The organism is Hymenobacter armeniacus, from assembly GCF_014699055.1.
GTDB lineage: Bacteria > Bacteroidota > Bacteroidia > Cytophagales > Hymenobacteraceae > Hymenobacter > Hymenobacter armeniacus.
This window is the reverse complement of the sequence record NZ_JACXAC010000002.1, coordinates 805,759-820,248: the sequence shown is the minus strand read 5'-3', so window position 1 is coordinate 820,248 and position 14,490 is coordinate 805,759. Positions and strand designations below refer to the sequence as shown.

Genomic DNA, 14,490 nt, shown 5'->3' with positions numbered 1-14,490 from the left:
AATTCCTTCCCGGTCCTAACCGCTCCCGGCCTACGCGTGCTGCCGCCGGCCCGACGACTCGCGCATCAGCAGGTGGGGCTCCAACACGATTTTGCGGGGCGCCAGGCGGTGGCCGGCCTGCTGCACCATTTCCAGCAGCAGGCGCACGGCGGCGCCGCCCATCTCTTCGCACTGCTGGTCGATGGTGGTGAGCTGCGGCTCGGTGAGCGACGAAAACGTTTCGTTGCCGAAGCCGCCCAGGGCCACGTCGTGCGGCACGCGCAGCCCGTGCTCTTTGAGGGCCTGCAAGGCCCCCACGGCCGTAAAATCGCCGGCCGAGAAGATGGCATCGGGCCGCTCGGGCAGGGCCAGCAGCTGCCGCACGCTCACGGCGCCGTCGGCCAAAGACATGTCTTTCGAGAGCACCACCAAATCCTCTTCCACCGACAGGCCGGCTTCGCGCAGGGCCTGGCAGTAGCCCTCGTACCGGTCTTTGTAGATGTTGAGGTGCTGGGGGCCGCCCAGGTGCGCAATGCGGCGGCGGCCCTGTTGCAGCAGGTGCCGGGTGGCCAGGTAGCCCCCGGCCTGGTCGTCCACCACCACGGCGCTCACTTCGCTGCCGTTGAGAATGCGGTCGAAAAACACCAGCGGCATGTTGCGCTGGCGCACCTTTTCGAAGTGCTTGAAGTCGTGCGTGGTGCGCGCCAACGACACCAGAATGCCATCGACCTGCGCGTTTATCAGCGTTTCCACGTTTTTGGCCTCGTGGGCGTAATCCTCGTTCGACTGGCACAGCATCACGTTGAAGCCGGCCTGGTTGGCCACGGCCTCGATGCCCTTCACCACCAGGGCAAAGAAGTGGCCGTCGATGTTGGGCACGATTACGCCCAGCGTGTTGCTGCGGCCTTTGCGCAGGGCCGCGGCCAGGTGGTTGGGCTGGTAGTTGAGCTGCTCGGCCAGCTCCCACACCCGCGCGCGGGTGGCCTCGCTGATGCGCGAATGCCCGCTCAGCGCCCGCGACACCGTGGAAACGGCGAGGTTCAGCTCTTTCGCAATGTCCGAAATAGAAGCGTGTTTGAGAGCCAACGTAATTGTAATGAAAAAGCGAAAAGTGAGGAGCGAAGAGCAAAAATACGTCTTCGCCGGGCCGGGGCTTTCCCGGCCGTGTTCGTGCAAAAATCTTAGTTACCGGCTTCCTTGTAGTGCACTTCCGAGAGCTCGCGCAGGCGCCCGGCGCTGAACTCGGGCGTGACGTCGCGCTGGGGGTCGCCCAGCATTTCGTAGCCCACCATGAACTTGCGCACCGTGGCCGAGCGCAGCAGCGGCGGGTAGAAATGCATGTGCAAGTGCCACTCGGGGTGTTCCTGCCCGTCGGTGGGCCGCTGGTGCAGGCCGGCCGAGTACGGGAACGAGATGTTGAACAGGTTGTCGTAGCGAATGGTGAGGCGGCGCACGGCGTCGGCCAGGGCGTCGCGCTCTTCGGGCGTGAGCTGGGTGATGTCCTGCACGGCGCGGCGGCTCACAATCAGCGTCTCGTAGGGCCACACGGCCCAGTAGGGCACCAGCACCACGAAATGCTCGTTTTCGAGCACCACCCTCTCCTGCTTTTCCAGCTCAATCTTGAGGTAGTCGCTCAGCAGCGTGCGGCCGTGCTCCTGGAAGTAAGCCAGCTGCTGCACGCCCTCCTGGGCGGGCTCGCCGGGCACGGTGCGCTGGGCCCAAATCTGGCCGTGCGGGTGCGGGTTCGAGCAGCCCATCATCGGGCCCTTGTTCTCGAAAATCTGCACGTAGTTGATGTCGGGCCGCGCGCCCAGCGTCTGGAATTCCTCCACCCACAAGTCGACCACTTTCCGGATGGCCGGCACGGTCATTTGGGGCAGCGTGAGGTCGTGGCGCGGCGAGAAGCAGATGACGCGGCAAATGCCCGATTCGGCCTCGGCGCGCAGCAGGCCGCCTTCGTTCACCCCGCCGGTGGGCACGTCGGCCGTGAGGGCGCCGAAGTCGTTGTTGAAGACGTAGGTCGATTCGTATTTCGGGTTCACCTCGCCGCCCACACGGGCGTTGCCGGGGCACAGGTAGCAGGTGGGGTCGTAGGCCGGGCGCTGGTCCTGCTCGGTTTCTTCCTGCTGGCCCTGCCAGGGGCGCTTGGAGCGGTGCGGCGACACCAGCACCCATTCGCCCGACAGGGCATTAAAGCGGCGGTGCGGGTGTTCGGTGGAATCGAAGGAAGGCATGGGGTTGGCTGTTCTGGCGTGTCGCCTCACCCCCCGGCCCCCTCTCCTCAGGGAGATGGGGAGCCACGGCGGTGTGGGTATTAGTTGTTATTCTTTTCTATCAAGTTGGCTGGCGCCCCCTCTCCCTACGGAGAGGGGGCCGGCCCCGACGGGGTCCCGTGAGGCGCCCGTTAGGCCGACGCCAGCCCCACCCCGTCCACTATCGTCGTCTGGTAGGTTTCCAGCTTCAGACCAAATTTCTCCTGGTAGGCTTTGCTCACGCTGGCGATAAATTCGTCCACTTTATCGGGCGCCACCAGGTTGATGGTGCAGCCGCCGAAGCCGCCGCCCATCATGCGGGCGCCAAACACGCCGGGCGCGGCCTGGGCCGCTTCTACCAGCACGTCGAGTTCGGCGCAGCTCACTTCGTAGTCGTCGCGCAGGCCGGCGTGGCTGCCGTACATTTCCTGGCCGAAGGCGGCCATGTCGCCGGCCAGCAGGTGGCGGCAGGCGGCCTCCACGCGGGCGTTTTCCTGCACCACGTAGGCGCAGCGGCGGTACACGGTGCCGCCCAGCTCGCTGCGGTGGGCGTCGAGCATCTCCATGGTGGCGTCGCGCAGGGTGCTCACCTCGGGGTGCTTCTGCTGCAGCACGCTCACGCCGCGCTCGCACTCCTGGCGGCGGGTGTTGTATTCGGAACTGGCCAGGCTGTGCTTCACGCCCGAGTTGCAGAGCACGATGCGGCAGGCCCGGGTGTCGAAGGGGAAATATTCGTATTGGAGCGAGCGGCAATCGAGGCGCACCACGTGGGCGTCGCGCCCAAACAGGCTGGCAAACTGGTCCATGATGCCGCACATCACGCCGGCGTAGGTGTGCTCGGCCAGCTGCGCAATGCGGGCCAGCTCCATTTTCTCAAAACCGGTTTGCAGCAAGTGATTGAGGGCAAACGCCAAACCGCACTCAATAGCCGCCGACGACGACATGCCCGCGCCCAGCGGCACGGTGCCGGCAAACACGCAGTCGAAGCCCGGCACGTTCACGCCGCGCTGCTGAAACTGCGCCGCCACGCCCAGCAGGTAATTGGCCCAGTGCGTGTCGCTGGGGCTGATTTCGGCGGCGTTGGCCAATTCCAGGGTTTCGTTCAGGTCGTGGGCCACCAGCCGGATTTGCTGGCCTTTGTTCAGCCCCACGGCAAACACGGCCTCCTTGTCGACGGCGGCCGGCAGCACAAAACCGCCGTTGTAATCGGTGTGCTCGCCGATGAGGTTGACGCGGCCAGGGGCCCGCACCAGCAGCGGCGCGTAGCCGAAATGTTGTTGAAAGTCAGCCGCAACGGCCTGAGCAAGTGACGCAGACATGAGGGAACCGGGTGGGGTGAGGGGAAACGGAAAATACTGCTCCTGCGTACGCAAATCGACCAGCCGCGGCCAGCCAGCTGCATTAGAGGCCGAAAGTAACACCTTGGCCGTAGAAACGCGCAAACGTTTGCCGGCACACGCGGTTCCGGTACTTTCGCCGCCCCTCCGACTGGCCTTTTTTCCTCCCCTTCCCGCTCCATGACGCAACGCCGTACGCTGCTGCTCACTTTCCTTTTTTTCCTTGCCGCCTCGTTGCCCACGCTGTCCCAGCCAGCGTCCAAGCAACCTGGGGGCGAGGTATTTGTGGACAAAAACGGCGTGCTGCGCTGGCAAAAGGGCCGGCAGGAAGTGGCGCTGTTTGGCGTGAACTACACCGCGCCCTTCGCTTATTCTTACCGCGCGCTGCAAAAGCTGGGCGTAAACCACGAGCAGGCCATCCGGCAGGACGTGTACCACCTCAGCCGGCTGGGCGTCGACGCCTTCCGGGTGCACGTGTGGGACGTGGAGATCACCGACACCACCGGCAATCTGCTCGAAAACGAGCACCTGCGCCTGCTCGATTTTCTGGTGAACGAGCTCAAGCAGCGCGGCATCCGCATCATCCTCACGCCCATTGCCTACTGGAACAACGGCTACCCCGAGCCGGACACCGGCACCGGCTTTTCCAGCATTTTCTCGAAGAGTGAGGCCTACACCAACCCGCGCGCCATTGCGGCCCAGGAGCGGTATCTGACGCAGTTTCTCAACCACCGAAATCCGTATACCAAAACCCTCAACCGCGAAGACCCCGACATCCTGGCCTTTGAGGTGTGCAACGAGCCGCGCTACCACCAGCCCGAAAGCGAAGTGACCAGCTTCGCCAACCGCATGGCGGCGGCCATTCGGGCCACGGGCTGCCGCAAGCCGGTGTTCTACAACGTGTCGGAAAACCCCGACGTGTACCAGGCCGTGCTCAATGCCAAGGTCGACGGGCTCACCTTTCAGTGGTACCCGCAGGGGCTGGTAGCCAACCACGCGCTGCGCGGCAACTTCCTGCCCTACGTCGACCAGTACCCCATTCCGTACCGCACCGACCCGCGCTTCACCAGCAAGGCCCGGATGGTGTACGAGTTCGAGTCGGCCGACATCATTCAGCCGGTGATGTACCCGTTCATGGCCCGCAGCTTCCGCGAGGCCGGCTTTCAGTGGGCCACGCAGTTTGCCTACGACCCCCTGGCCATTGCCTACGCCAACACCGAGTACCAAACCCACTACCTCAACCTGGCCTACACGCCGGCCAAAGCCATCAGCCTGCTCATCGCCGGCCAGGCCTTTCGGACGGTGAAGCGCGGGCAGAGCTTCGGGCGCTACCCGCAGGATTCGGTATTTGGCGACTTTCTGGTGAGCTACCGGCGGCAGCTGAGCCAGCTGAACACGCCCGAAGCATTCTACTACACCGCCAGCACCGCCGCGGCCCCCAAGCAGCCCGGCAAGTTGCGCCACCTGGCCGGCGTGGGTTCCTCAACAGTGGTGCGCTACGGCGGGCTGGGCGCCTATTTCCTCGACCGCCTGGCGCCCGGCGTGTGGCGCCTGGAGGTGATGCCCGACGCCGTGCCCATCCGCGACCCGTTTGAAAAAGCCTCGCTCAGCAAGCCCGTGACGCAGATTTTGTGGAACGAGCAGCCCCTGCAAGTATCGCTGAGCGACCTGGGAAGCAGCTTCTCCCTCAAAGGGCTGAACGAGGGCAACCCCGCGCAGGCCCAGGCCGCGGAGGGCCGTGTCAGCGTGCGCCCCGGCGTGTACCTGCTGGCCGCCGCGGGCAAGTCGACGGCGACCTACACGGCCAAAACCGCGTTTAACCATCTTCTGCTGGGCGAGTTTGCTGCCCCTGCTCCCAGCGCGCTGGGCGCGCAGGTGCGCCACACGCCGCCGGTGCAGGCCACGGCCGGCCAGCCCTTGCGCCTGAGTGCCACCATCAGCGGCGTGAGCCCCGGCGACAGCGTGCTGCTGGTGGCCCAGCACTACTACGGCCGCACCCGCACGCTGCCCACCACCAGCCCCGCCTACGGCACGGTAGAAGCCACCGTGCCCGCCGACTTGCTCTACCCCGGCCAGCTGCGCTACTGGCTGGTGCTGAAAAAGGGCGCCCAGGCGCTCACCTTTCCCGGTGGCTTCCCCGGCCAGCCCCGCGACTGGGACTACGCCCACGCCGAGCACTGGGAAGTGCCCATTGTGGCGGCGGGCACGCCGCTGCCGCTATTTGTAGCAAGCCGCGACCAGGAGCAGATAGAGGCGCGCGGCGTGGCTAACAACGCCTGGACCGACTACGTGACCACCCCGGCCGGTACGCTGGCGCTGCGCCTGGTGCAGGGCCCGCCCCGCGCCGGCCAGCCCGCCGCCACGGGCCCGGCGGCCAGCCTGCGGGCCTTTTTTGGTGATAAGCTGGCGGGGCGGCAGGCCCATTTGGCCAGCTTCACGGAGGTGGTGGTGCGGGCCTGCAGCAGCCAGCCTGGCGCACGCGCCAAAGTAACCCTCACCACCCGCGATGCCGTGACGTACTCGGCCCCACTGCCGTTGGGCGCCGAGTTGCAGGACGTGCGCCTGCCGCTCAGCGCCTTCCGGCCCGATGCGCTGCTGCTCATGCCCCGCCCCTACCCCGGCTTCAATGCGCTGCAGTACCAGCCGACTACTGTACCGGCTTTCCAGCTTTCGGAAGCAGAAGTGCTGCAGGTGGTGTGGGAGTCGGGAGCGGCAACGGAAGCGCCGGTTCATCTCGACATCGAAACCATCAGCTTGCGATAAAGCCCCGCACAAGGCAACTTTCTTTGCAATAAGTACAATCGTTCGCCTTAAAAATTCGTAAATTCAAATCCCTGTACCCGCCTGTCTCGCTGGGTGGGCTACGCGGCCGCCATTCCCCCTTCCTGACATGACCAAACCCGTACTCCTTTTCCTGCTCCTGACCTTGCTAGCCGTGTTTGGCGGGGGCGGGCCGGCGGCCCAGGCCCAAACGCCGGCGCCCTTTGCCAAGGGGGCCGACATCAGTTGGATTACGGAGATGGAGCGGGCCAATTACCTGTTCTATAACGAGGCGGGTGTGCAGCAGGACTTGTTTCGCTTGCTGCGCGACCACGACATGAACGCCATTCGGCTGCGCGTGTGGGTGAACCCGGCCGGCGGCTGGAACGGCAAAAACGACGTCATCGCCAAAGCCATTCGGGCCCGCAACCTGGGCTTCCGGCTCATGATTGACTTCCACTACAGCGACAGCTGGGCTGACCCCGGCCAGCAAACCAAGCCCGCCGCCTGGGCCGGCCACTCCTTCAGCCAGTTGCTGACCGACGTGTACAACCACACCTACGACGTGCTGGATTCGCTGAAAGACAACAACATCGTGCCCGAATGGGTGCAGGTGGGCAACGAAACCAACGACGGCATGCTGTGGCCCGAGGGCCGGCGCTCCCTCAACCCGCAGAATTTCGCCCAGGTTATTGACCGGGGCTACGCCGCCGTAAAGGCCGTGAACCCCACGAGCAAAGTCATCGTGCACATTGCCAACGGCTTCAATAACGCCTACTTCCGCAACGTGTTCGACGACCTGGTGCTGAAAGGCGCGCGCTTCGACGTCATCGGCATGTCGCACTACCCCACCGACGTGAACTGGCCCACCCTCAACGCCCAGATTCAAACCAACTTGAACGACATGGTGGCCCGCTACCCCGGCAAAGAGGTAATGGTGGTGGAAACCGGCATGCCCGCCAACCGCCCCATCCCCACCCAGCAAATGCTGCTCGACCTGCTGGACAAGGTGCGCGCCGTGCCCGGCGGCAAAGGCCTGGGCGTGCTCTATTGGGAGCCGCAGGCCTACAACTGGATGAACTACGGCCTGGGCATGTGGAGCAGTAGCGGCCGGCCCACGGCGGCGCTCAATGCCTTTCTGAACACCCCGCCCGCCCGCGGCCTCGTCTACAACCCCGGGTTTGAGTACACCGGCGCCACCCAAACCGTGCTGGGCTGGACCACCACCGGCGACGCCGACGCCGACCTGACCCAGTTTTACGGCTACTCCAGCTCCTACCAGCTGGGGCACCAGCGCGCCACGCCCTACCAGGTGCGCACCTCGCAGCTGCTCACCAACCTGCCCAGCGGCACCTACACCCTGCGGGCCTGGGGCCAAAGCAGCGGCGGCCAAACGCAGTGCCAGCTCTACGCCAGCGGCTTTGGCGGCACCGAGCGGGCCACCACCCTGCCCGCCACCGGCAACTGGGAGCGCGTGGAAGTGCCGGGCATCGTGGTCACGAACGGGCAGTGCGAAATCGGGCTGCGCTCCAACGCCCACGCCAACGAAACGGCCAGCCTCGACGACGTGGAGTTTGTGGCCACGGCCGTGTCGGCCACCTCGCCCGCGGCGGCCGTGGCCCGGTCGGTGGCGCAGGTGTACCCCAACCCCGGCACCGGCGCGCGCACCATCCGCTTCGCCCTGGAGCGGGCCGAGACCGTGCAGCTGTCGCTGTTCAGCCTCAGCGGGCAGCTGCTGCGCGTGGTGCAGGCCCCCCGACGCCTGGCGGCCGGCGCGCAAGCCCTGCAGTGGGATGCGCCCGCGCTGGCGGCGGGCACCTACCTGCTGAAAGTCTCGCTCGGCGACCACACGGAGTTTCACAAAATCGTGCAGTTGTGAAAACCAACGCCCGGCCTTCTCGCTTTTTACCTGACCTATGTTCTATTTTTTCACCTTTACACCCAAATTCCCATGAAACCTTTACGTACTCTCCTTGCGATGGGCGCCCTCACGGCGGCCTCGCTCACCGCCAGTGCTCAGTTTACGGTCGACGGCGTGGCTTCGGCAGCTGAAATCGGCACGGGCGTGGGCAAATACCAATTGGCTGGCTCCTACACCGGCACGCACCTCGACCCCGACCGCGGCCTGAAAGCCCTCTACGTGGGCTACACCGCCACCACGCTCAACCTGATGCTGGTGGGCTCGGGCGAGTCGTCCACGGCCGGCGCCTACCGCTCGTTCATTCTGTATTTCAACACCCCCGCGCGGCCGGGTGTGCCGGCCGGCACCCAGCTGCCCGGCGGCCTCGACACGGGCTCGCCGCTGGCTCACCGCCCCACCCTCGACCTGCAGGTGGACTACGGCATCCGGGCCGTGGTGGGGCCTAGCGCCAGCGACGTGTACTTCAGCGCCGTGTCGTACGTGACGGGCACGGGCACGTCGCCCGTGGGCACCGACCCCTACGTGGGCCAGGGCAACAAGAGCGGCACCGTGGTAACGGCCACCACGGCCGTGCTCACCGGCACGCGCTTCGCCTACACCAACACCGTGTCGCTGGCCGCCAACACCACCAATACGGGCGTCGAAGTGGAGATTCCGCTGTCGGTGCTGAACAACGGCAGCACCACGGTGGGCGCCGGCAGCCGCCTCGACTTGTTCGCGGCCTTCACCGACAGCAACGGCAATTTCATCACCGCCGACGTGATTCCGCAGGTGGCGGGCCGCACCACGGCCTTCGGCAGCAACCCCGACTTCACGACCATTGCCGGCACGCAGGCGGTGGCGTTTGCGCTGGGCACGGGCGTGCTGGCCAACCGCAACGCCGTGGCCAGCGGCCTCGACTTCCAGGTGTATCCCAACCCGGCTTCGGCGGCTTCCTCCACGGTGGCCTACACTGTGCCGGCCGGCCGCCAGCCGGTGTCGCTAGCCGTGTACAACGCCCTGGGCCAGCGCGTGCGCTCCCTGGCCGCGGCCGAGCAGAGCGGCGCGCAGCAGTTTCCGCTGGGCAGCCTGCCCGCCGGCGCCTACCTCGTCAAGCTGCAAGTGGGCGACCAGCTCACCAGCCGCAAAGTGGTGGTGCAATAGCCGGGCAGTAAGAACAAAAAAGGGCGCTTCCGATGCGGAAGCGCCCTTTTTTGTTGCCTGCTCCGGCGCTTACTGCGCCAGCGGCTGAATCTCGAACCCGGCGTCCTGCACGGCTTTCACCACCTGGCTGGCGGTGGCCTGCGGGCCGGTCACGGTGAGGATTTTGTCGGGGTTGGCGGTGTCGACCTGCCAGTTGTCGGCGCCTACTTCGCGGTTGAGCGAGGGCGTCACGGCTTTGATGCAGCCGCCGCAGTTGATGGTGGTTTTGAAACGAAGCGTGGACATGATGAAGCAAATTGAAGGTGAACGCCGGCACGAGGCGGCCGGCCGCTGGGGGTATAACCCCATTCAGCGCGTCAAAATTACCCGCTGCCGGCCCGGCCGGGGCATAAAATTGCGGCCAAAACTTGCAGAATCCAGCCAAGCTGCCGGCTTAAGACTTCTTTTCCAGGTCCATGCCGCAGGTGGGGCACTTGCCGGGCTGGCTGCTCTGGCTGCCGGCGCAGCCCATGGGGCACTCGTAGCGGGCTTGGGCGGCCGGAGCCGGGGCGGGCGCGCTGGTGCTGGTAGCGGGCGCGGCAGCGGCGGGCTTCTGCTGCTCGCAGCTGCTCAGCAGCTGCGAGCTGGCCGACAAGCCCAAAAAGAAGATGGCGCGAAGGGAAAAACGCATATGGCAAGCGGTGGCAACACCCGCGGCAGAAGTGCCGGCGGCCGCACCGAACCGCAAATTTACGCACTGCGCCCCGCGCCGGCTCTATGGCCCTAGGGCTTGGCGAAGCGCGGGTCCTTGATGAAGGTAGAATCGGTGAGGGTGCGCAGGAAGGCCACGATTTTGGCTTTCTCGGCCTTGGTCAGGTCGAGGCGGGTGCCGCCCACGGTGTTGCTGGCCACTTGTATCTGCGGGTCGAGGTTGGGGGTACCCAGGGCCACGTGCTCGTTGTAGTGGGCCATTACTGAGTCGAGGGTGGGAAAGCGGCCGTCGTGCATGTAGGGCGCCGTGAGGGCAATGTTGCGCAGCGACGGCACCCGGAACTTGCCGTTATCGGAGGCTTGGCCGGTGATGGCGCCCAGGCCCAAATCCGTCAGCGCAGCGTCGAGGCCGTTGTTGCTGAAGGTGAGGTTGGTTTGCAGCGGGCCGGAGTGGCAGTCGCCGCAGTTGCCGCCCCGAATGCGCTTCAACGGGTCGGGGTGGGTGGTGAAGAGCACTAGGCCCTCCTGCTCGGTGGGCGTGAGGGCGGTGCGGTTGCCGTTCAGAAACTGGTCGTAGCGTGAGTTGCTCGACACCAGCGTGCGCTCAAACTGCGCCAGCGCCTTGAGGGTGTTGGCCTCGGTGATGGTGCTGCTGCCAAAGGCCTTGCGAAACAAGGCCGGGTAGGTGCTGGTGGCCTGCAGCCGCGCCACGCCGGCGCTCAGGCTCTGGTGCATTTCCAACGGGTTTTCGATGGGCAGGCGGGCCTGGGTTTCGAGGCCGGTGGCCGAGCCGTCCCACATCAGCTTGGGCTCCCAGGCCAGGTTGCTCAGGGCCATGGCGCTGCGCCGCGTCTGGCTGCCGTTCACGCCCGCAGAGCGGGCCAGGCCGTCGGTGAAGGCCAGCTCCTGGCGGTGGCAGCTGGCGCAGGCCACCTGGCTGTTCAGCGACAGCGCCTTCTCATAAAACAGCTGGCGGCCCAGGGCCACGCCCTCCTGCGTGAGGGGGTTGTCGGCGGGGTCGGCGGGCCGCGTGGGGAAGTAGCGGGGCACGTCGAGCACGTAGGCGGTGGGTTTCACCACGGGGCCTTCGGGATCCACCAAGTCGGCGTCGTGTTTGCAGCCGGCCAGGCCCAGCAACACGGCGGCGCCCGCCGCCAGCATCCGAAAAGTAAACGTGTGTAACCGCATAAAGCAACGCTAACTGTGTGGCTGGCAAAGCCGAACCATGTGCCTGCAAACGTACAACGGCGCCCGCGAATAGGTTCGCAAACATCGCCCGGCGCCGGGCTTACGTCGCCAAAAGTCTTGGGCCGCTAACGCCGCAAATATCAGTCCGAAAGCACCTCACACGTTCAGCTCGAAGCTGACGATGGTGCCCTGGCCCAACCGCGACTGAATGCTGAGCTCGCCGCCGAGCAGCGCCACCCGGTTGCGCACCCCCGAGAGGCCAATGCCCGCCAGCGGCTGGCTAGCCAGCGTGCTCGGGGCGAAGCCGTGGCCATTGTCTTCCACGCTCACTTCGAGGCGGTGGCCTTCGCGCACCACGTGCACCACCGCCTCGGTGGCGTTGGCGTGCTTCATCACGTTGTTGAGTAGTTCCTGCACCACCCGGTACACCGCAATTTCGACCGGCGCGGCCAGGCGCTGCTCCAGGCCCAGCAGGTGCAGGCGCACGGGCAGGCCGGTGGGCCCCATGCGTTTCACCAGCGCCTCCAGGGCGGTGTGCAGGCCAAAGTCTTCGAGCACGCCGGGGGTGAGCTCGAAGGAAATGGTGCGCGCGGCCCGAATGGCGTCGTCGAGGAGCTTGAGCGAGGCATCGGGCGCCGCGGGCCGGGCGGCCCGGTTTTCCAGGCTGAGCTTGGCGGCGTAGAGGAGCTGGCCCAGGCCGTTGTGCAGGGCCTCGGCAATGCGCTTGCGCTCGGTTTCCTGGGTGGCCAGAATGGCGGCCAGCACCTCCTGCTGCTGGCGCAGGCGCAGCTGGGTGGCTTCTTCGGCCAGGCGGTCGCGCTCGGTCACGTCGCGAATGATGGCCAGCACGCCGCTGGGTTCGGCCTCGCCGTTGGCTTTCAGGGGCACCAGGTAGGCGTCGAAGTGGCCGGGGCGCACGAGCAAGGGCTGAGCCAGGCAGGTCACCCGCTCGCCGGCCAGCGCCCGGCTCACGTCGAGGCAGGCGGTTTCGCTCAAGGAGGGCAGCACGTCGAACAGGGGGCGGCCCAGCACGGCGGCGGCTTCCAGCCCAAAATAGCGGGCCGCCTCGGCGTTCCAGGCCGTGATGCGGGCGTGGCGGTCGAGGGCCAGAATGCCATCGACGGAGTTGTCGAGCAGGCTTTCGGTGAAGTCTTTTTCCCGCCGCAGGGCGTTTTCGGCTTCGCGGCGGGGCGTCACGTCGTGCATGATGCCGATGAGGCGCAGCGGGTGGCCCCGCTCGTCGTGCACCACCTTGCCCAGCGCGGCCACGTAGCGCACCGTGCCGTCGGGCCACACAATGCGGTATTCCAAGTCGAAGGGGCGGTGCTCGGCCAGGGAGCGTTTGAGCCCTACCGCCATTTCAATCAAGTCTTGCGGGTGCACCGCGCCGCGCAGCACCTCAAACGACACCGGCCCGGGGTCGTAGCCCAGCCCGAAGATGGCCTGGGCGCGGGCGTCCCAATGCAGCTGGTGGCCCGCCAGCTCCCACACCCACACGCCGCTCTCGGCCGCGGCCAGGGCCATTTGCAGGCGCTCCTGGCTGAGGCGCAGCTCTTCGCGGGCGGCGCGGGCGGCCGTCACGTCGCGCCACAGAATGTGCACCAGCGGCTGCAGCCCCCCCAGCTCAATCGGCGTGAGCACGGCCTCGACCCAGATTTCCTCGCCCGTTACCCTGGTCATCAGCGCTTCGCAGCGTTGCGAGCCCGTGCGAATGGCCGCCTCGGTGGTTTCGCGAAACAGGTCGATGGTGCGCTGGCCGCCGGGCTGGTGCTCCGGGGCGTGGGCCCAGGCGGGCCGGCCCACCAGCTGCTCTTTGGCGTGCGCACCCAGCAAGCGCAAAGCGGCCGCGTTGCAATCCACAAACTGGTGGCCCTGCAGCAGCACCACGGCGTCGTTGCTGTCGGCAAAGAGCTTGCGAAACCGGGCTTCGCTGGCCGCCAGCTGCTGCGTTGCCGCGCGCCGGGCCGTCACGTCCAGCACGGCCAGGCGGCACTGCAGCTCCTCGGCGCGCTGGGCCCGCAGGCCCTCGAGCTGGGCGTAGAAGGTGCTGCCGTCTTCGCGCTGCAAGGCAAACTCGGCGCTTTGGGTGCTGTCGTTGGCAAACACTTTGGCCAAAAACTGCCCAAACGCCAGGCGCTCGGCCGGCGCCACAAACAGGGCAAAGCGCCGGCCCAACAGCCGCTGGCGCACCGCGCCCAACTGCTGGCTGGCGCACAGGTTGAGCTGTTCCACCGTGCCCCCCTGGCTGAGGGCGAAGTAGCCGATGGGGGCAAAATCGTAGAGGTTGTGGTACTCGGCCCGGGCAGCCTGGGCGTCGGCCTGGGCCAGCAGCAGCTCTTCGTACTGCATTTCGAGCTCAATCTGGTGCACCTGCAACTCCTGCAGCAGCCGCCGCACGTCGTCAGGCGTGTGCTGCTCGGCGGCCTGCGTCACGAGGTAGCGGCGCTGCTCGGCGCGGGCCCGCAAGGCGCGCAGGGCCTCGTGCGGGTCGGCGGGGTTGGTCCACGGAGTCGGAGGGGTATGGTCGGAAGCCATGGCATGCGGGGAGAGAGAACGGAAAAGATACGCAAACCCCGCGCTTACCACATAAAAATGACCATTTTACATCCGCCAGCCCACCTCGTTTACCTAAACCCTATTTCATTTTCCTCGCACGCGCCCAACCAGTTTCGCGCGGGTTTTCCTGGCCGGCGGCTGGCGGCCGTTTCCCTGCCCGCAGCTTGGTGTGCAGCGGGGGCGCCCCTACCCCAGCCGCCCCAGCAGCCAGGCCACGGCGGCGCCCTCGTCGGTAAAGGTGCGCAGGTCGAAGGCGTGGCCCGGGGCGTAGGCAGCTTCCATCACGGCGCGCAGGGTGGGGTCGTCGCGCAGGGTTTCGGCGCGCACGGGCGCCACCAGGAAGGCCACCCGCAGGCGTGCGGGGCTGAGCAGGGCAGCGGCACGGGGCAGCCACTCCCCCGTGACCCAGCGGGCCGACTCCAGCGTAATGATGGGCCGGCGGCGCACGTCGAGCAGCCAGTGCGGGGTGCCCAGGGCCTCGGGGGCCTGCAGCAGCAGGTCGTATTCGGCCTGCGTGGTGGCGGCTTGCGTCAGGCTGAGCCAGCGGGCGGTGAAAAGGTCGAGGTCGGGCCGGTAAGCGAATTCCACGGGATGATAACAAAAAAAGCCAGACGGCCACCACGGCCGGGGGCCAAATCTACGCCACGGCCCGGTGCCGGGCGCC

The 14,490-nt window shown here is 66.5% G+C and carries 11 protein-coding genes; 3 read left to right on the top strand and 8 right to left on the bottom strand.

Annotated elements, in window-relative coordinates; translation table 11 throughout:
• Window positions 1-30 precede the first annotated feature (30 nt).
• The 3 genes from IC234_RS07905 to galK form a co-directional block, all read right to left on the bottom strand.
• A complete protein-coding gene (locus tag IC234_RS07905) occupies window positions 31-1,065 on the bottom strand; it encodes a LacI family DNA-binding transcriptional regulator (RefSeq protein WP_190923301.1) in 1,035 nt (344 codons plus the stop codon).
• Between the two features lie 95 nt (window positions 1,066-1,160).
• Complete coding sequence (locus IC234_RS07900) at window positions 1,161-2,213, bottom strand: UDP-glucose--hexose-1-phosphate uridylyltransferase (RefSeq protein WP_190923300.1); 1,053 nt, start codon at window positions 2,211-2,213, stop codon at window positions 1,161-1,163.
• A 170-nt stretch (window positions 2,214-2,383) separates the two neighbouring features.
• A complete protein-coding gene (gene galK / locus IC234_RS07895) occupies window positions 2,384-3,550 on the bottom strand; it encodes a galactokinase (protein WP_190923299.1) in 1,167 nt (388 codons plus the stop codon).
• A 198-nt stretch (window positions 3,551-3,748) separates the two neighbouring features.
• On the opposite strand from galK, the gene IC234_RS07890 reads away from it, so the two are divergent.
• From IC234_RS07890 to IC234_RS07880, 3 genes are all read left to right on the top strand, one after another.
• Window positions 3,749-6,331: a cellulase family glycosylhydrolase gene (locus tag IC234_RS07890; protein ID WP_190923298.1), complete on the top strand. Its 2,583-nt coding sequence runs from the start codon at window positions 3,749-3,751 to the stop codon at window positions 6,329-6,331.
• 127 nt (window positions 6,332-6,458) lie between these two features.
• Entirely contained in the window at window positions 6,459-8,207 is a 1,749-nt protein-coding gene (locus tag IC234_RS07885) for a glycosyl hydrolase 53 family protein (protein WP_190923297.1), read from the top strand.
• A gap of 72 nt (window positions 8,208-8,279) precedes the next feature.
• On the top strand, window positions 8,280-9,392 hold the full coding sequence (locus tag IC234_RS07880) for a T9SS type A sorting domain-containing protein (protein WP_190923296.1): 1,113 nt from the start codon (window positions 8,280-8,282) through the stop codon (window positions 9,390-9,392).
• Between the two features lie 69 nt (window positions 9,393-9,461).
• Here the strand turns inward: IC234_RS07880 and IC234_RS07875 are convergent, their stop codons facing one another.
• The 5 genes from IC234_RS07875 to IC234_RS07855 form a co-directional block, all read right to left on the bottom strand.
• Entirely contained in the window at window positions 9,462-9,677 is a 216-nt protein-coding gene (locus IC234_RS07875) for a heavy-metal-associated domain-containing protein (RefSeq protein WP_190923295.1), read from the bottom strand.
• A gap of 148 nt (window positions 9,678-9,825) precedes the next feature.
• Entirely contained in the window at window positions 9,826-10,062 is a 237-nt protein-coding gene (locus IC234_RS07870; protein WP_190923294.1) for a heavy metal-binding domain-containing protein, read from the bottom strand.
• Between the two features lie 92 nt (window positions 10,063-10,154).
• On the bottom strand, window positions 10,155-11,270 hold the full coding sequence (locus IC234_RS07865) for a cytochrome-c peroxidase (RefSeq protein ID WP_190923293.1): 1,116 nt from the start codon (window positions 11,268-11,270) through the stop codon (window positions 10,155-10,157).
• Between the two features lie 156 nt (window positions 11,271-11,426).
• Window positions 11,427-13,805, bottom strand: a complete 2,379-nt coding sequence (locus IC234_RS07860) for a PAS domain-containing sensor histidine kinase (RefSeq protein WP_190923292.1) — start codon at window positions 13,803-13,805, stop codon at window positions 11,427-11,429.
• 207 nt (window positions 13,806-14,012) lie between these two features.
• Complete coding sequence (locus IC234_RS07855; protein WP_190923291.1) at window positions 14,013-14,414, bottom strand: hypothetical protein; 402 nt, start codon at window positions 14,412-14,414, stop codon at window positions 14,013-14,015.
• Between the last annotated feature and the right edge of the window lie 76 nt (window positions 14,415-14,490).